The 16,651-nt window shown below is 30.5% G+C and carries 22 protein-coding genes and 1 riboswitch; of the genes, 16 read left to right on the top strand and 6 right to left on the bottom strand.

Features of this window, described 5'->3' with window-relative positions:
- Positions 1-8 precede the first annotated feature (8 nt).
- The 6 genes from VJY38_RS10645 to VJY38_RS10620 form a co-directional block, all read right to left on the bottom strand.
- A complete protein-coding gene (locus VJY38_RS10645; protein ID WP_353680689.1) occupies positions 9-1,343 on the bottom strand; it encodes a multiheme c-type cytochrome in 1,335 nt (444 codons plus the stop codon).
- A 91-nt stretch (positions 1,344-1,434) separates the two neighbouring features.
- Positions 1,435-1,791 carry a NifB/NifX family molybdenum-iron cluster-binding protein gene (locus VJY38_RS10640; RefSeq protein WP_353680688.1) on the bottom strand — a complete coding sequence of 119 codons (357 nt, stop codon included), beginning with the start codon at positions 1,789-1,791 and terminating at the stop codon, positions 1,435-1,437.
- Positions 1,792-1,881: 90 nt separating this feature from the next.
- Positions 1,882-3,762 carry an NAD(P)/FAD-dependent oxidoreductase gene (locus tag VJY38_RS10635; protein ID WP_353680687.1) on the bottom strand — a complete coding sequence of 627 codons (1,881 nt, stop codon included), beginning with the start codon at positions 3,760-3,762 and terminating at the stop codon, positions 1,882-1,884.
- A gap of 8 nt (positions 3,763-3,770) precedes the next feature.
- The gene (locus tag VJY38_RS10630; protein ID WP_353680686.1) at positions 3,771-4,391 is read right to left on the bottom strand and encodes a class I SAM-dependent methyltransferase; all 621 of its coding nucleotides are present in this window, start codon (positions 4,389-4,391) and stop codon (positions 3,771-3,773) included.
- Positions 4,388-4,843 carry a DUF302 domain-containing protein gene (locus VJY38_RS10625; protein WP_353680685.1) on the bottom strand — a complete coding sequence of 152 codons (456 nt, stop codon included), beginning with the start codon at positions 4,841-4,843 and terminating at the stop codon, positions 4,388-4,390. The genes VJY38_RS10630 and VJY38_RS10625 overlap by 4 nt, the downstream gene beginning before the upstream one ends.
- Before the next feature lie 130 nt (positions 4,844-4,973).
- Positions 4,974-5,816: a putative manganese transporter gene (locus VJY38_RS10620; RefSeq protein WP_353680684.1), complete on the bottom strand. Its 843-nt coding sequence runs from the start codon at positions 5,814-5,816 to the stop codon at positions 4,974-4,976.
- 500 nt (positions 5,817-6,316) lie between these two features.
- Between VJY38_RS10620 and VJY38_RS10615 the strand changes: the two genes are divergently transcribed.
- The 16 genes from VJY38_RS10615 (at position 6,317) to VJY38_RS10545 (ending at position 16,634) form a co-directional block, all read left to right on the top strand.
- Positions 6,317-6,622 carry an ArsR/SmtB family transcription factor gene (locus VJY38_RS10615; protein ID WP_353680683.1) on the top strand — a complete coding sequence of 102 codons (306 nt, stop codon included), beginning with the start codon at positions 6,317-6,319 and terminating at the stop codon, positions 6,620-6,622.
- Between the two features lie 63 nt (positions 6,623-6,685).
- Positions 6,686-7,051, top strand: a complete 366-nt coding sequence (locus tag VJY38_RS10610) for a hypothetical protein (RefSeq protein WP_353680682.1) — start codon at positions 6,686-6,688, stop codon at positions 7,049-7,051.
- A 20-nt stretch (positions 7,052-7,071) separates the two neighbouring features.
- A complete protein-coding gene (locus VJY38_RS10605) occupies positions 7,072-7,248 on the top strand; it encodes an ATP-binding protein (protein ID WP_353680681.1) in 177 nt (58 codons plus the stop codon).
- A gap of 184 nt (positions 7,249-7,432) precedes the next feature.
- Complete coding sequence (locus tag VJY38_RS10600; protein WP_353680680.1) at positions 7,433-8,737, top strand: permease; 1,305 nt, start codon at positions 7,433-7,435, stop codon at positions 8,735-8,737.
- Positions 8,738-8,753: 16 nt separating this feature from the next.
- Entirely contained in the window at positions 8,754-9,065 is a 312-nt protein-coding gene (locus VJY38_RS10595; protein WP_353680679.1) for a thioredoxin domain-containing protein, read from the top strand.
- Between the two features lie 6 nt (positions 9,066-9,071).
- On the top strand, positions 9,072-9,320 hold the full coding sequence (locus VJY38_RS10590; protein WP_353680678.1) for a thioredoxin family protein: 249 nt from the start codon (positions 9,072-9,074) through the stop codon (positions 9,318-9,320).
- On the top strand, positions 9,317-9,562 hold the full coding sequence (locus VJY38_RS10585; RefSeq protein ID WP_353680677.1) for a YbbN family protein: 246 nt from the start codon (positions 9,317-9,319) through the stop codon (positions 9,560-9,562). Before VJY38_RS10590 ends, VJY38_RS10585 begins: the two co-directional genes overlap by 4 nt.
- 15 nt (positions 9,563-9,577) lie before the next feature.
- The gene (locus tag VJY38_RS13920) at positions 9,578-9,715 is read left to right on the top strand and encodes a TlpA family protein disulfide reductase (protein WP_492008311.1); all 138 of its coding nucleotides are present in this window, start codon (positions 9,578-9,580) and stop codon (positions 9,713-9,715) included.
- 55 nt (positions 9,716-9,770) lie between these two features.
- Positions 9,771-10,091, top strand: coding sequence for a hypothetical protein (locus tag VJY38_RS10580; protein WP_353680676.1), 321 nt, complete (start codon positions 9,771-9,773; stop codon positions 10,089-10,091).
- 350 nt (positions 10,092-10,441) lie between these two features.
- A riboswitch (Fluoride riboswitch) is annotated at positions 10,442-10,527 on the top strand.
- Between the two features lie 23 nt (positions 10,528-10,550).
- Positions 10,551-10,934 (top strand): fluoride efflux transporter CrcB, encoded by a 384-nt coding sequence (gene crcB / locus VJY38_RS10575; RefSeq protein ID WP_353680675.1) that lies wholly within the window; start codon positions 10,551-10,553, stop codon positions 10,932-10,934.
- Positions 10,935-10,936: 2 nt separating this feature from the next.
- Positions 10,937-11,287, top strand: a complete 351-nt coding sequence (locus VJY38_RS10570) for a DUF190 domain-containing protein (RefSeq protein WP_353680674.1) — start codon at positions 10,937-10,939, stop codon at positions 11,285-11,287.
- Between the two features lie 180 nt (positions 11,288-11,467).
- Positions 11,468-12,901 (top strand): Fe-S cluster assembly protein SufB, encoded by a 1,434-nt coding sequence (sufB, locus tag VJY38_RS10565; RefSeq protein WP_353680928.1) that lies wholly within the window; start codon positions 11,468-11,470, stop codon positions 12,899-12,901.
- A 24-nt stretch (positions 12,902-12,925) separates the two neighbouring features.
- The gene (gene sufC, locus VJY38_RS10560) at positions 12,926-13,690 is read left to right on the top strand and encodes a Fe-S cluster assembly ATPase SufC (RefSeq protein ID WP_353680673.1); all 765 of its coding nucleotides are present in this window, start codon (positions 12,926-12,928) and stop codon (positions 13,688-13,690) included.
- A 12-nt stretch (positions 13,691-13,702) separates the two neighbouring features.
- Complete coding sequence (sufD, locus tag VJY38_RS10555; RefSeq protein ID WP_353680672.1) at positions 13,703-15,049, top strand: Fe-S cluster assembly protein SufD; 1,347 nt, start codon at positions 13,703-13,705, stop codon at positions 15,047-15,049.
- 15 nt (positions 15,050-15,064) lie between these two features.
- A complete protein-coding gene (locus VJY38_RS10550; protein WP_434968570.1) occupies positions 15,065-16,318 on the top strand; it encodes a SufS family cysteine desulfurase in 1,254 nt (417 codons plus the stop codon).
- A 1-nt stretch (position 16,319) separates the two neighbouring features.
- Positions 16,320-16,634: a DUF59 domain-containing protein gene (locus tag VJY38_RS10545; RefSeq protein WP_353680671.1), complete on the top strand. Its 315-nt coding sequence runs from the start codon at positions 16,320-16,322 to the stop codon at positions 16,632-16,634.
- Positions 16,635-16,651: the final 17 nt, after the last annotated feature.

Genomic DNA, 16,651 nt, shown 5'->3' with positions numbered 1-16,651 from the left:
ATTAACCTCTATTGAAGGATAGTAAGTTCTGTTGAATGTTCATTTACTTTTACAATTTGAGATTCGCTCTCGGGAACACCAAGAAAATCTGCAACAGGTTTTACCAGAAGTTGATAGTTTAATGTTGCAGTAACTTTTAATTTTCCGGGTGGTGCGTTATCAGGGATTTTAAATGTGAACGTTTCTATTTTAGTTTCGCGTGGACCAATTCTATAATCAACCCCAAGAGAAGCTGTATTCCATTGTTGAATTGTCATTCTTCCCTGGGGATCAAAATATGGCATTCTAAAAATTCTATCTCCGATTGGAATTCCATCTCGTTGAACTCCTTTGAAATCAGGTATATTTAATGCTATTCCCATATCCTGATAAGCTAAAGCATTGCTTCCAATTGTGTATTCTTCTCCTTCAAAACCTTTTTTATCAACCGGTAAATGATAAACATTTCCTTTCGAATCAACAGCTTCAACATGAAGCCATACGATTCTATCTTCTACAGAGCCGGTTGGAAATTTATGTCCGGTCTTTTGATTGAATAATGCAACAGTAAACTTAACAACACTGCCCGGTTCTACCTCTTTAACATCAGGATTAATTCTTAATTCTATTGCACCTCTTACTTTTCCCGGATCGTGAGCACCATGGAAAAGATGTAATCTTGCATCAGTATATTTATTTCCCATCGATGCAGTTTTCATTTCTGCTTTTGGCATATGACAATCCTGACATTGTACACCTTCTTTTGCATAAGGTCCTTCTTTCCACTCAAGTTGTGTTGATTTAACCCAGACACCATAAGGTGATTTTTCATTGTGGCAGATTCCACAAAAATCTCCTGACTTTAATAAAGGATTAACCTCAATTTCATGTGCAGGTGATTCTACTTCAGGCTTGCGTGATGAGAATTTTGTTTTACCTGGTTTCATAATATAGTTATAATTATAAGGTGTATCTCCAGCATAACCAGATATGCTATGACAAACGTCGCAGGAGACTGATTCATTTGCTCGTGAATTTTTGCTGGGTAAAGGTGGTGGAACATCTCCTGCTAAAAATGCAATTGGTGAATGACATCCATTACAACCGGCTTTTACTTCTGCAACTTTTTCATCTTTTTCTGCATGCGGTACAGCTAATTTGAAATATTCAATTTCATCCCACTCATGAGTATATGCCTGAGACATCATTGCTTGACTCCATTGCTGATAAAAATCTGTATGACATGAACCGCAATATTTAGGAGTTTTAAAATCATCATATTTAAAACTTCCCAAACCACTTTGCCCATTAATACACATAAATGAAAATATAAAGGTGAAGACAATAAGTTTAAATAGTTTCATCAACCCTCCGCTTTATTTTTTTAATGAAACATAAATATGAGAAAATTTATAAGCAACAAAAATTTAGATTAAATAATATTCATTTGATAAATCAATGATGTTCGCCAATACTTCTTTTAGCTGTTGGCTCGTAGAGTTGCTGTAATTCTCCATTCAAAAATTTTTCTATTGCTTCTTTCACAGACATTTTTCTTGCTAAGTAAACTTTGCTTTTAGTAGTATTAATCATTTCAAAGGCATGTGGACCAATATTACCTACTAAAAATATTTCAACTCCCATATCTAAATATTTTTGTAAGTTTTCATGATGATGCCCATGTTCTGTGTTTTCAAATACTTCATAAGTTTTAGTTTCAGTGTTATATAGTATATAATAGTTTGCATGTCCAAATCGTTTTGCTACTGGACTATCAAGATTGTTTGAATCTGAGCTTATTAAAATTAGCATTTGTTACCTCGAATTGTTTAAAAAATATTTGGGTACAGGTTAATAATAAAATGTTTTAGTGCATTCCTAATTGAATTTCAATATTATTAATTAAAGTTCTTTTGCAATAAAATATCCACTTTGAATTGCTGAAACTGCATCACCAATTTTATCTGCATCTCCAACAACATAATATGGAATTTTATTTTCAAGTTGTTCAATTAATTCTTTATTTGGTCGCATTCCTGCTGCAATTACAAAAACATCAATGTTTTCAAGTATATGTTCTTTATCAGTTCCATTTGTTTGAGTAAAATAAACTTTACTACCATCAATTTTACTTACTATTGAATTTGTAAAAATCTGGACATTTGCTTTTTTCAGTTTCATTAAATTCAATTTACGAGTAACCATTTCCATATCGCGGGCAATATCATCAAGTGCTTCGATAATGGTTATATTATTTCCATAATCAACCAATGTATTTGCTATTTCAACTCCTATTAATCCACCGCCAATAATTAGCACATTTTTATTTTTGGGGAGATTAAATTCATAGAGAATTTCTGCCCAGTGATATTCTTTTAATCCTTCTATCGGGGGAATAAATGGTTTTGAACCGGTTGCAATTATTACTCCATCAAATTTTCCGATTAAATCATCTGCAGTTGCTTCTTTGTTTATGACTTCAATTTTTTTGTCTTTAATTTCATTAACAAAATAATCAATCTGTTTCTGCAATGAATTTTTCTGTGAAGGAAGTGGTGCAAAGTTAAATTGTCCACCAAGTTTATCTTTTTCAAATAATGTTACTTTATGACCGCGTTGTTTTAATGCTAAAGCAGCCTGCATTCCTGCTAATCCACCACCAACAACAGCATAATTCTTTTTTTCTAAAGCAGGAGTAATTTCTTCAAGCTCTCTTCCGACAAGTGGATTAATTTCGCATTGCAATCCTTTACCAATTTTTATTCTTCCAAGACAGCCTGTTAAACACGAGCTACAAGGTCGAATTCTTCCTTCAACTTGTTTTAAATATTTGCCAACAAAATCAGGGTCGGCAATTAATGCTCTTCCTATTGCTATAAAATTTGCTGCATTGTTTGATAAAATTTCTTCGATATCTTCTGGTTCATTTATTTGTCCAACTGTAATGATTGGGAGTGTAACTTTTTCTTTAATCTTTTTTGCAAGTTCCCAGGTTTTTCCTTTAGGAATAAAATGATGCTGATAATACCAAGGTGGACTCATACAGGCATCTCCACTTGTAATGTGAAGAGCTGCAATTTTTTCCTGTTCAAGAATTTTAGCAATTTCAATTGTTTCGTTGATTGTTAATCCACCTTCATATTTCTCATCGCCACTTAATCTTACAATGATTGGAAGGTGAACAGAAGATTTTATTCCTTGCAATATTTCCAAACCAAATCTTAATCGGTTTTCCAGATTACCACCATATTCATCATTTCTTTTATTTGAATTTGGTGAGATAAATTGAGCAATTAGATATCCAAGACCAAATTGTAATTCAATAAAATCATAACCAGATTTTTCTGCACGAATTGCTGCATCAACATATTGCTGCTGAACAAGTTTTATTTCTTCGATTGAAAGTGCTTTTGGTTTCTGTCCACCGTTTGGACATTCAATATCTGATGCGGAAAGATAAATATTATTGGGCAATTTCGGATTTGCCATTCTACCCGGATGATTAATGTGTGCAACTGCTTTTGCTCCATTTTGATGAACAACTTCAACTAATTTTTTATGTCCTTCAATTTTGTTGTCATCATCAATCCCAATTTGAGTTGCAAGTTCGCGGACTTTTTTATCAATAAAGAATGGTTCAAATATTACTGCGGCAACATGTTTAGATCTTTTATCCCAGAAGGCAAGATGACGTTCAGTAATATTTCCTTCTGAATCTCCATAACCAGTCTTTACAGGAGACATAAAAAAATTGTTTCGTAAATTAATATCTCCTAATTTCATTTTATTTCTTACATGGTTAAAACTACTAAATGACCTGTTAATGGTTTATTTTTAATTTCATTGATTATTCTTAATTCAGCTTTTTCAGCTAAGTACTTTATGCCACCGTTTCGAATATAACTTTTGTAATTATTGTAATGTTCACTGCCAGCAAGAAACTCAATCACTACATTTAAAAAAGAAAAGATTCCAGGATGTTCAGGAACAGAATAATCTCCAATGATAATTTTATCAGCAATCCGTGAAAGCTGTTTTAAAAACTCAACTCGTTCGTCTTCATTAACTTCATGAATTACATAAGTCATAACAGCGTAATCAAATTTTTCATTTTTTGAAATCATTGAAGAAATATCGGTATGGACAAAAGAAATTTTTTTATCTGGATTTTTCGAAAGATTTTTATTTGCTCTTTCAATATTCTTTTGTGATAAATCAATACCAACCACATTTGAAACTTTATCTGCAATAAAAAAAGATAATCTTCCAGTTCCACAACCAACATCAATTACTGATGAAGCTGGTTCTATAATTTCTTTTATTTGAAAAAACAATCTATCCTGGTTAGGAGCTATAATGAGATCATAAAACCAGCCATCATACCAGTGAGTTTTGTTTAAACTATTTTTCATTTTGTAACAATTGATATAAAATTTTCAATGTCGTTTAATGCATTGTTCATTGACTTACACTGTTTATCTTTCATCACTTCATTCATAAATGCAGAGTTAATTCTTGCTACATAGGTTTTTCCATCAGATTTTTCATAAACAGAGATTCTGCAAGGCATCATTGTTGAAAACAATTTAAACTCTTCTTTACTCAAGACATTAAAAGAATAATTTGGATTACAAACTTCAATAACTTTAACAGGTAAAACTTCTTTACCATTTTTCTTTAATGATGTCTGTAAATCGTGAACGATGATTACCTTCCATTTATTTTGCTCTGCTACTTTTGTAAGTGAATCAACAGTGGTAGAAAAATTATACTTACTTTGGCTTTCTATAATTGGATTAACAGTCTGAGCATTTATAGCTATTGTATATATTAAAACAAAAAATGTGATGATTAGTCTTTTCATGTTGAATCCTTTCTTTATTATTAGCTAAAAATATTTTTATGAAATTAGATTCAATAATAATGGAAAGGATTCTCAATCTTAAGCGAGTGATTAATAAAAGGAGTGCTTATTTAAGTAATAGTTATTTTAATCATAATCCTACTGCAAGTAAAATCAATCCAATTGTAATTCCTATAATAAAATTAAAGGTCTTCAAAAGCATTGAATCTTTTAATGAATAAGATAACATTGGTAGCATACCATGACCATCCTGAACAATGGAACTTGTTAATAAAACAGAAAATGGGATTAATCCTTGTGCAAATAATGTAACAAAAATTAAATGAGGACCTGATTCAGGTATCAGTCCAACTAAAGCTCCAACAAAGAGAAAAACAATTTTATATTGTGATGTAAATTCTTCCAGATGTAAATACTTTAATCCAAACTCAACAACAGCAAGAGCACCAAATGTCCAGAGTGCAGTTTTCCAGAGATGTTTTTTAATTATGTGTTTCCAGATATGCTCTTTAATATAATGCTTAAAACTATTCTCTTTTGGATGAGTTATCATCTCTTTACAATTTTCGCAAGTTGGGATTTTATATTTCTTAACAATCAAATCAATAAGCCATCCGCTAAAAACTCCAATTACAAAAAGAATAGCAAATAGAATTAATGCCTGTTTAGGAAACATTGCAAGCATAACAAATGCCTCATCACCAGAAACAGCAACCATCGCTCCTGCAAGTGCCCCAAAGCTTATCAATCCGTGAATGTAAAGAGAAACATTTGTAAATCCACCAATGCAACCAGGGACTGTTCCGATTAATGAAGCTAAAATATATTGCTTAAACTTTCTTGCGTTAATAAAAAAAGATTCAAGTTTATTTTTTGTGGAAACATTTATTAAATCGACTAATATCATCATCACCGCTACAAGCAGTGAAATTTGAATTGATTCTTTAACAGGATTTAAAAGTGTATCAATCATAAATTCTAAGTAAATACATAATTGATGGATATTAGATGTTGAATTAAACAATAAGTCACGGTCTTATTAAAAAATATTTCTTGGAATTATTTATGAAATTTTAAAATAATCTGTATACCTTAATATATTAATTTAATCAAATGAAATTATTTTTGGAAAGGATATTAATCATAGGAAGAATGTTCTTGAATTACTAATCTTTTGATGAGATTTCAATTGATAAGATCAGAAAATAAACATATGAAAAATGTATTTGTTTTAGTTATATCCATTAAACGAGATGGAAATGTTTTAAGTGCTATTTTTAGAAATACTTAAGAGATGATTTTTAAATCAATGAGATTCCACAGAAAAAACAGTGTTGAACTTATACTTACTGCTTTTCTACTTGATAAATAAATACTCAAAATAATATATCATGAATATTAATATTTATAGAAAAATTTAATTTTGCTATATGCATTTAAAGGCATATATTTAAATAGTAAATAAGAGTAAGTATGGAAAAAGATTACTACATAGAAAGATTATTGACAGCAATTTCGCATCCTAATAGAATAAAAATATTAAGATTGCTGAAAGAAGAAAAGACTCTTTGTGGATGTGAAATTTTATCTGCTATTGGTATTGAACAGTCAAATCTTTCCAGACATTTGAATACACTTGTACAGGCAGGTGTTATTTATGCATGGAAAGAAGGGACAAGAATGAATTATAAAATTTCTGATAAAAGAATATTTGACATTCTTGACATTGCAGAGCAAATAGTAAATAAAAAGCTGTCAAATTTGAAAGTACTTGTTTAATAAAATTTTTTTAAATATATATATGAGTTATTGAGCATATAATCATAATTAATGAGATGGAGTATGGCAGAGGTATTTAAGAAAAAAGCAGTTTTAATTTGTACGTGTAGCTTTGCATGTCCAAGCATGAAGGATATAAATTTTGGGGAATTATCAGAAAGAATACGAATGGAATTGCCCCACGATTATATGTTACTTCATCCGAGATTGTGCGAAGAAAATGGTGAAAATCTTTTAGCTGATTTATTAAAAAATAATGTATTGTATGTTACACCAGCATGTAAAGAAGAAAAACAGAAAAAACTATTACGAGATGGTTTTCAAAAAGCTGGTGTAGAAATGAATGATAACTGGAAACCTGTTTCTATATCATTTAAAAATACCGATACAGCTTTTAATGATATTAAGAAAGCACTGGAGGAATCATAATTATGACTGGAAGAGATTATATGGGTATCCCAAGGGAAGAAATACCTTGGTATCCTACTATAAACACAGATCTATGTAATAGTTGCGGCAATTGCATTGATTTTTGTAGTAATGATGTTTTCAAAGCTGGAAAACTTTATACAGAAGTGGTTAATCCATATTACTGTGTTGTTGGCTGTTCATCCTGTGCTAAATAATGCGAAACAGGTGCAATATCTTTTCCAGCAAAAGAAGAACTTATTGCTAAATTAAAAGAATTGAAACAAAAATATTCTATTTATGAAAAAAGTAGTTTTCGGGATTGTTTTGAATATCCTGAATTTTGTGTCTTACTGAATTTTTATAGAAAACAATCTTTTTTAACTTTTTAGAGGTTGCAAAATGAATTGGAAAGAACAATATAAATCTTTTTTGTGGATTCTTGGGTTTTTCTTATTCGCATACTTTATGCCTTTAGATTCAGAAAATTTTAGAAATGCAATTATAAATGCTTTCGAACTTACTAAATGGTATGCACAGGAACATGTGTTACTTTGTTTGGTGCCAGCTTTTTTTATAGCAGGAGTTATTGCTGTTTTTATTGGTCAGGCATCTATTGTAAAATATTTTGGTGCAAAAGCAAAAAAATGGAAAGCCTATTTAATTGCTTCGATTTCAGGTACCATATTAGCAGTATGTTCATGCACTGTTCTGCCACTTTTTTCATCAATTCATAAGAAAGGAGCTGGTTTAGGTCCAGCAATTGCATTTTTATATTCAGGACCAGCAATTAATATTCTGGCAATAATTTTAACAGCACGTATTTTGGGAATTGAGCTTGGAATTGCAAGAGTTATTGGAGCTGTTTCATTCAGTATTATAATAGGATTATTAATGGCTTTTATTTTTAGAAAAGAAGAAAAGGAAAAAGAAGATAATCAACTTACAATGCCAGATATTGAAGAAGCAAGACCTTTCTGGCAGACAGCCATTCACTTTTTTATTCTTGTTGCAATTCTTGTTTTTGTTAATTGGGGAAAACCAGTTAATGATACTAATAGTTTCTGGTATCATATTTATGCTAATAAATGGTTTATTACTTCATTGTTTGGGATTGCATTTGCTCTCTCAATGATTTTTATAATCAAAGTAAAAAAAGTATATGTAATACTTGGTGCACTCGGAGTTGTTTTATCTGCACTTTTATTTTATGATAATCCCACCATACCATTTTTAGTAGGAGTGATTGCAACTACTATTGCTTTGACATTTTCAGAAGATGAACCAAATCAATGGCTTGGTGAAACCTGGGGATTCACAAAACAAATTATGCCACTACTCGGTGCAGGTGTTTTAATTGCAGGTTTCTTGCTTGGTTCTGCAAATGGTAATGGAGGGATTATTCCAAAAAACTGGATTTATACTTTAGTTGGGGGTAATTCTTTATTCTCAAATTTCTTTGCTTCACTCACAGGTGCGTTTATGTATTTTGCAACTTTAACAGAAATACCAATTCTCCAGGGATTAATTAATAATGGAATGGGTAAAGGTCCAGCACTTGCTTTATTACTTGCCGGTCCTGCATTATCGTTACCAAATATGCTGGTAATTAAAAGTGTTATTGGAATTAAAAAAACTGTAACATACGTTTCATTAGTTGTTATTATGGCAACAATCAGTGGTCTAATTTACGGTTCTTTATTTTAATTGAAAGGTAAAATAGATGAAAGTAAAACTCGAATTTCAATATTTCGATGAATGTCCTAATCATAAAAAAATGTATGAAAATTTGCTTTATGCAATCAAAGATATTGAGGATAAAATTGAGTTTAATCTAATTTTAGTTAAAGATCAATTAAAAGCAAAGCAAATTGGATTTAGAGGTTCACCTACATTATTAATTGATGGAGAAGATTTTGAAGGATTGCCAGAACCTGAAAATCCTAATCTCTCATGCAGATTTTATATAAATGGAATTCCATCACCTGATGAAATAAGAAAAAAAATAATTCAGAAAATAAATAAGGAGGATTAACAAATTATGATTAGAATTAAAATTCTTGGTCCAGGTTGTAAAAAATGCCAGACTCTTGAATCAAAAGTAAAAGAAATTGTAAATAAAGAAGGTATTGAAGCAATAATTGAAAAAGTAACTGATATAAGTGAAATTATGAATTATGGTATAATGATGACACCCGGGTTGGTTATTAATGACCAGGTAAAATGCTTTGGCATTATTCCTAAAGAAGAACAGATTATTTCGTGGTTAAAAGAAGGATATCAAAAATGAAAATTAAATATTTTCTATTAATATGCCTTTTCTCAACACTTTCATTTAATTTGATTATTGCTCAATCAAAAACAACAAAAAAAACCGAAGAAAAACCAAGGGTTATATTTATAGAACTTGGCTCTGTAAATTGTATCCCCTGCAGGATGATGCAACCTGTTATGAAAAATATTGAGTTAAAGTATGGAAAACAAATAAAAGTTATTTTCTACGATGTGTGGACACAAGAACAAAGGAAATAAGCTGAAGCTTACAAAATAAGAGTTATACCTACTCAAGTTTTTTTAGATGAAAATGGAAAAGAATTTCATCGTCACGAAGGTTATTATTCCGAGGCAGAAATAGATAAAATATTGCAAGCTCAAGGATTAGTACCATTAAAATCAAAGGGTTAATAATGGAAAAAAATATTTAAATCACTTTATGAAACAATAACTGGCAATATATGGCTTGTTTTTTGCTTCTTTTTCATGGGGAGTACTATCAATACTTTTATTGCCTTGTCATTTATCAAGCATACCACTCATAGTTGGATTTATTAGTTCACAGGGGAAAATTTCAATTAAAAAGACTTTTTTAATATCATTGATTTTTGCCACCGGGATTTTAATTACTGTTATATTAGGAATTATTACTGCATCGCTTGGAAGACTTATGGGAGATGTTGGTAAAGTAGGAAATATTTTGGTTTCAATTATTTTTTTTAGTTGGATTATATCTTCTGAATATCTTAAAACTGGATTGGAACAGCGTAAGTTTGCGATCAACTAATTATAAAGGATTTTTTGCAGCTCTAATATTAGGGTTATTGTTTGGGATAGCACTAGGACCATGTACATTTGCTTATATGACTTCTGTGCTGGGTATGGTATTTCAAACAGCTCAATATAATTATTTATTGGCAATTTTTTTTTAATTTCTTTTGGAATTGGTCATTGTTCTATTATTGTTGGAGCTGGCACCTTAACAGGTAAAGTTCAACAATATCTTAATTGGACAGAAAAAAGTAGAGCAACTTTGTTGAATAAAAAAATGTGTGGCATTCTGGTTATCCTTGGAGGAATTTATTTACTTATTAGTTATTGATCGTTTAAATTGTTTTGAAAAGTAAACTTTGTTAATTTTGCAATGGCTATGGAGTTAGCCTTCTCATTATTGAGTAAAACGTCCTACTAAATTACTACGGACTGATAACTCCTACCTGCAATTTTTAATCAAATGGGTAAAAAAATGCAAAATTATATTATTGTATTTGTAGGTGCAGGATTAGGGGGTGTATTAAGATACTGGCTTTCTGGTTTTGTTTATAAATTTTTAAGCCCGATATTTCCATATGGGACATTAACAGTAAATGTTCTGGGAAGTTTTATTATTGGGATTGTTATGTATTATCTCGACGCAAATGAATTAATCAGCCAGCAATTAAGATTATTTTTAACTATTGGCTTATGTGGTGGTTTAACTACATTTTCTACTTTTTCTTACGAAACAATTAATTTCTTAAAAGAACGAGAATATTTATATGCAGGATTAAATATATTCTTTAACTTATTTCTAACTTTGTTTGTACTTTTCATTACTTATAAATTATCAAAAATTATTTCCGGGGATTGATAATGGAAATTAAAGGCGAGGCAAAATTAATTAGAATTTTTTTAGGTGAGGATGATATTTTAAATCATAAGCCAGTTTATGAAACAATTGTTTTAGAAGCACGTAAAGCTGGTCTTGCTGGTGCAACAGTGTTTAAGGGAATTATGGGATTTGGTAAAGATAGCAGAATCCATACTGCAAAAATTTTAAGACTTTCAGAAGATTTACCAATTGTAATTGAAATTGTGGATGAATCAGAAAAAGTTGAAAAATTTTTGCCAGTATTAAACAAAATATTTGAAGAAGCAAAGTGCGGTGGATTAATTACTATCGAAAAAGCAGAAATTATAAAGTATGTAACAGGTGGGAAATAATGACAATTCATAAAAATTCTCTGAAAAAATTATTTAGTGAACTTTAGAAATTATTAATATGTTTTTGTAAATAAATCTTGACAAAATAATCAAGATTAGATAGGTTTCATAAATAAAATTTTAAGGTTATTAAAGATGGATGAATTATTAAAGAAATCAGTAGAAAAACACCCCGATGATATGAATATACTTAATGAATTAACTGAATCTGAGTATAAATGGGGTTTTGTTACAGAAATTGAATCTGAAGTTGCGCCAAAAGGTTTGAACGAGGATATCATTAGATTAATTTCTAATAAAAAAGGGGAACCTGAATGGATGACAGAGTGGCGACTGAAAGCATTCCGTTATTGGAAGACAATGGAAGAACCTAAATGGCCAAATGTAACTTATCCTAAAATTGATTTTCAAAATATAAGTTATTATGCAGCACCTAAAAAAGTCCCCAAGAAAAAAAGTCTTGATGAGGTAGATCCAGAATTACTAAAAACTTTTGAAAAGTTAGGAATACCACTGGAAGAACAAAAACTATTAGCTGGAGTTGCTGTAGATGCTGTTTTCGATTCAGTTTCGGTTGCAACAACTTTCAAGGAGACATTGAAAGAAAAAGGAATAATTTTTTGTTCAATCTCAGAAGCTATACGAGAACATCCAGACCTTGTGAGAAAATATCTCGGCTCGGTTGTTCCATATACTGATAATTTTTATGCTGCATTAAATTCTGCAGTATTCAGTGATGGTTCTTTTGTATATATACCAAAAGGTGTAAGATGTCCAATGGAATTATCCACTTACTTTAGAATTAATGCACAGGAAACCGGACAATTTGAAAGAACATTAATTATAGCTGATGAGGGTTCTTATGTAAGTTATCTTGAAGGTTGCACTGCTCCAATACGCGATAATAATCAACTTCATGCTGCAGTTGTAGAATTAATTGCTCTCGATAATGCAGAAATAAAATATTCAACAGTTCAAAATTGGTATCCAGGCGATAAAGAAGGTAAAGGAGGAATTTACAATTTTGTAACTAAGAGAGGTGCATGTCGTGGTAAACATTCCAAGATTTCATGGACACAGGTTGAAACAGGTTCCGCAATTACATGGAAATATCCAAGTTGTATACTGCAGGGAGATTATTCAATAGGAGAATTTTATTCAGTAGCTGTAACAAATAATTATCAACAGGCAGATACTGGAACTAAAATGATTCATATCGGAAAGTATACAAAGAGTACTGTTGTATCTAAAGGTATTTCTGCTGGAAGGAGTAAAAATTCATATCGTGGTCTTGTCAAAATTGGTAAGAACGCTATTGGTGCACGCAATTTTACTCAGTGCGATTCCATGTTAATGGGAGATAAATGCAGTGCAAATACATTTCCATATATCGAAGTAGAAAATAATACAGCAAAAGTTGAACACGAAGCAACAACTTCAAAAGTTGGTGAAGATCAAATCTTTTATCTAAATCAAAGAGGAATATCAACTGAAGATGCAATAAATATGATTGTCAATGGATTTTGTAAAGAGGTATTTAAAGAATTACCAATGGAATTTGCTGTAGAAGCACAAAAACTACTTGCTATAAGTTTAGAAGGTAGTGTAGGATAATTAAAAAAAATAAAGAGGAAAAAAATGTTAGTAATAAAAAATTTACATGCGAATGTTGAAGGGAAAGAAATTCTGAGAGGAATAAATCTTGAAGTAAAAGCTGGCGAAATACATGCTATTATGGGACCGAATGGTTCTGGCAAAAGTACACTTGCAAATGTTCTTGCCGGTAACAAAGGATATGAAGTTACAGAAGGTGAAATCTGGTTTGAAGGAAAAAATTTACTTGAGATGGAACCAGAAGAAAGAGCTCGCGAAGGTGTGTTTCTGGCATTTCAATATCCTGTTGAAATTCCCGGTGTGTCCAATGCAACTTTCTTAAAAACTGCATTGAACGAAAAAAGAAAGTATCAGAATCTTCCTGAACTTACACCAAAAGAATTTCTTGATTTGATGAAAGAAAAATCAAATATACTTGGAATGGACGAATCATTAATAAGTCGTTCTGTAAATGTTGGTTTTTCTGGTGGCGAAAAAAAGAGAAATGAAATTTTTCAACTATTAATGTTAGACCCAAAATTAGCCATACTTGATGAAACAGATTCTGGACTTGATATTGATGCATTAAGAATAGTTTCGAATGGTGTAAATGTATTTCATAATGAAAAAAATGCTGTAATTGTTGTTACTCATTATCAACGATTACTTAATTATATAACACCAGACTATGTTCATGTTCTCTATAAAGGTAAAATTGTAAAATCTGGTGGAAAAGAATTAGCTCTAGAACTCGAAGAAAAAGGTTACGATTGGGTTATAACAGATGAATTTGAAACAGAAAATGTATAAGCAGGAGAATTTATGAATCAAACCAATTTACATATAGAAGCAAAGAATTGGTATTTATCTAATCTGGAATTATTATCGAAAAAAATAAATGGCACAGAAAAACCATTGCTTCATAAAATTAGAGAAAAGTCCATACAAAAATTTACAGAATTGAATTTCCCTACAAAGGAAAATGAAGAATGGAAATACACAGATATAACCCCTATTCTTAAACATAGATTTGTTCCTTCTTTAATAGTAGATAATCCTCAATTTTCTTTTGAAGAAATCAATAAATATTTATTTCAAGATTTTGATTTCTATCTTGTGACTTTAGTTAATGGTATTTTTTATGAGCAATTAAGTAATATAAATGATCTTCCAGAAGGTGTAATAATCGGGAGTTTGAAAAAATTAGTTAACGAGAATCAGGAAATTCTTGAAAGATATCTAAATCAATTTTCTGGGGACGAAAATATATTCCATGCTCTCAATAATATTTATGCAAATGACGGTTCTGTAATTATTATTGATGAAAACGTGACTGTAGATAAGCCCATTCAGATTTTATTTATTAATGGAAATGATAATAATGAAGTATTATCATCTCCTCGAAATTTTATTATTGCAAATAAAAATTCTAAAGCCAGCTTTATTTATAATTACAAAGGATTTGGTAATCAAAAATATTTTTTAAACTCAACCGTAAATGTTTTTATTGATGAAGCAGCAATTGTAGATTACTATAAAATTCAAGAAGAAAATGAGAATTCATTTCACATAGAAAAAATTGATGTGATTCAGAAAAGTAAAAGTGTGTTTAATCAATTCAATATTAATTTTGGTGGAGAACTTGTTCGTAACGACATCAATTCAAAATTAGACGGCGAAAATATAGAAACACATTTTTATGGTTTATATCTCGCCAATGGTAAACAGCATATTGATAATCATACTTTTATAGATCATATAAAACCAAATTGTATAAGTAATGAATTGTATAAAGGTATACTTGATGATGAATCGCATGGTGTTTTTAATGGTAAAATATTTGTTCGACCCGGTGCTCAAAAGACAAATGCTTATCAACAGAATAAAGCAATTTTACTTTCACCAAATGCAAAAGTAGATACAAAACCACAACTCGAAATCTTTGCTGACGATGTTAAATGCACACACGGTGCAGCTGTTGGTCATTTAGATGAAAGTGCAGAATTCTATATTCGTTCTCGAGGAGTTCCTGAAGAATTGGCAAAATCAATTTTAATTAGAGCTTTTGCTTATGATGTAATTGAAACAATTAAAATTGAAGAACTTCGTGAACAAATTAATCACATAATATTCAAACATCTTCACAGAGTTGAAATTAAAAATCAATAATCTTACGGTGATAAAGTGATTAATACAGTTACAGAGACAAAAAGAAAATTTAATGTTGAAGAAGTAAGAAAAGATTTTCCAATACTAAAAAGATTGGTTAATGGCAAACCACTTGTTTATCTTGATAATGCTGCGACAACACAAAAACCCCAATCAGTAATAGATGCATTAACTCATTACTATACTTATGATAATGCAAATATCCATAGAGGATTATACTTTTTAAGTGAACTTGCTACAGAACAATATGAAAATGCAAGATTAAAAGTAAAAGAATTTATTAATGCAATTAGTGCTTCAGAAATTATTTTTGTACGGGGTACTACAGAGGCAATCAATCTAGTTGCTTCTTCGTTGTGCAGAACAAAGTATTTTCGTGAAGGAGACGAAATAATAATTTCAAACATGGAACATCATTCGAATATAGTACCATGGCAGCTAATTAGAGATAGAAAAAATATTAATTTGAAAGTAATACCTATAAATGATAATGGTGAAATTCAATTAGATGAATTTGAGAAATTAATTACAGAAAAAACTAAACTTGTTTCAATTGTTCATATTTCCAATACACTTGGAACAATCAATCCAGTTAAAGAAATTATAAAAATAGCTCATTCATATAAGATACCCGTTCTAATTGATGGTGCACAGGCAATGTCGCATCTTAAAATTGATGTGCAGGAACTCGATGCTGATTTTTATGCATTCTCAGGTCATAAAGTTTTTGGGCCGACTGGAATTGGTGTTCTGTATGGTAAAACTGAATATCTTGAAATGATGCCTCCTTATCAGGGTGGTGGTGATATGATCAGAACCGTGACTTTTGAAAAAACTACATTTGAAGATATTCCACGTAAGTTTGAAGCTGGAACTCCAAATATTGCTGGTGGAATTGGTCTTGGTGCCGCCATTGATTATCTAAATCAATTTGATAGAACCGAACTTATTAATTATGAAAATTCACTTCTTGAATATGCTACAAATAGACTTATGGAAATTGAAGGATTAAAAATTATTGGAACAGCAAAGAAGAAAGCTTCTGTAATTTCTTTTATAATTGAAGGAATTCATCCTTATGATATTGGAACTATTATTGACACAGATGGAATTGCTATTCGAACAGGTCATCACTGTACTCAACCAATTATGAGAAGATTTAATATCCCAGCTACAGCAAGGGCATCTTTTTCATTTTATAATACTAAAGAAGAAATAGATAAGTTCGTAGAAAGTTTAATAAAAGTAAAACAAATATTTGCATCGTGATATGATAGATAAAGGAAAACTTGAACAAGATATAATTTCTGTACTTAAAACATGTTTTGATCCTGAGATACCGGTAGATATCTGGGAATTAGGATTAATTTATGATTTAAAGATTGATGATGAAGGAAATACATATATAAAAATGACTTTAACTTCGCCTCACTGTCCGGTTGCAGAAAGTCTTCCATCAGAAGTTAAATATAAAGTTCAGAAAGTAAGTGGAGTGAAAGATGTATACGTTGATATTGTATGGGATCCACCATGGAGTATGGATAAGATGAGTGAGGCTGCAAAATTAGAATTAGGATTTCTATAAAAAAAGAAAGGGTTCAA

The sequence above is a fragment of the Rosettibacter firmus genome, assembly GCF_036860695.1.
GTDB classification, from domain to species: Bacteria; Bacteroidota; Ignavibacteria; order Ignavibacteriales; family Melioribacteraceae; genus Rosettibacter; species Rosettibacter firmus.
This window is presented reverse-complemented; position numbering and strand designations above follow the sequence as displayed.

Bases quoted from the DNA above. Each gene is read 5' to 3' on its own strand.
- VJY38_RS10645 (WP_353680689.1), bottom strand. From the start codon at position 1,343: ATGAAACTATTTAAACTTATTGTCTTCACCTTTATATTTTCATTTATG.
- VJY38_RS10640 (WP_353680688.1), bottom strand. From the start codon at position 1,791: ATGCTAATTTTAATAAGCTCAGATTCAAACAATCTTGATAGTCCAGTA.
- VJY38_RS10635 (WP_353680687.1), bottom strand. From the start codon at position 3,762: ATGAAATTAGGAGATATTAATTTACGAAACAATTTTTTTATGTCTCCT.
- VJY38_RS10630 (WP_353680686.1), bottom strand. From the start codon at position 4,391: ATGAAAAATAGTTTAAACAAAACTCACTGGTATGATGGCTGGTTTTAT.
- VJY38_RS10625 (WP_353680685.1), bottom strand. From the start codon at position 4,843: ATGAAAAGACTAATCATCACATTTTTTGTTTTAATATATACAATAGCT.
- VJY38_RS10620 (WP_353680684.1), bottom strand. From the start codon at position 5,816: ATGATTGATACACTTTTAAATCCTGTTAAAGAATCAATTCAAATTTCA.
- VJY38_RS10615 (WP_353680683.1), top strand. From the start codon at position 6,317: ATGGAAAAAGATTACTACATAGAAAGATTATTGACAGCAATTTCGCAT.
- VJY38_RS10610 (WP_353680682.1), top strand. From the start codon at position 6,686: ATGGCAGAGGTATTTAAGAAAAAAGCAGTTTTAATTTGTACGTGTAGC.
- VJY38_RS10605 (WP_353680681.1), top strand. From the start codon at position 7,072: ATGGGTATCCCAAGGGAAGAAATACCTTGGTATCCTACTATAAACACA.
- VJY38_RS10600 (WP_353680680.1), top strand. From the start codon at position 7,433: ATGAATTGGAAAGAACAATATAAATCTTTTTTGTGGATTCTTGGGTTT.
- VJY38_RS10595 (WP_353680679.1), top strand. From the start codon at position 8,754: ATGAAAGTAAAACTCGAATTTCAATATTTCGATGAATGTCCTAATCAT.
- VJY38_RS10590 (WP_353680678.1), top strand. From the start codon at position 9,072: ATGATTAGAATTAAAATTCTTGGTCCAGGTTGTAAAAAATGCCAGACT.
- VJY38_RS10585 (WP_353680677.1), top strand. From the start codon at position 9,317: ATGAAAATTAAATATTTTCTATTAATATGCCTTTTCTCAACACTTTCA.
- crcB (WP_353680675.1), top strand. From the start codon at position 10,551: ATGCAAAATTATATTATTGTATTTGTAGGTGCAGGATTAGGGGGTGTA.
- VJY38_RS10570 (WP_353680674.1), top strand. From the start codon at position 10,937: ATGGAAATTAAAGGCGAGGCAAAATTAATTAGAATTTTTTTAGGTGAG.
- sufB (WP_353680928.1), top strand. From the start codon at position 11,468: ATGAATATACTTAATGAATTAACTGAATCTGAGTATAAATGGGGTTTT.
- sufC (WP_353680673.1), top strand. From the start codon at position 12,926: ATGTTAGTAATAAAAAATTTACATGCGAATGTTGAAGGGAAAGAAATT.
- sufD (WP_353680672.1), top strand. From the start codon at position 13,703: ATGAATCAAACCAATTTACATATAGAAGCAAAGAATTGGTATTTATCT.
- VJY38_RS10545 (WP_353680671.1), top strand. From the start codon at position 16,320: ATGATAGATAAAGGAAAACTTGAACAAGATATAATTTCTGTACTTAAA.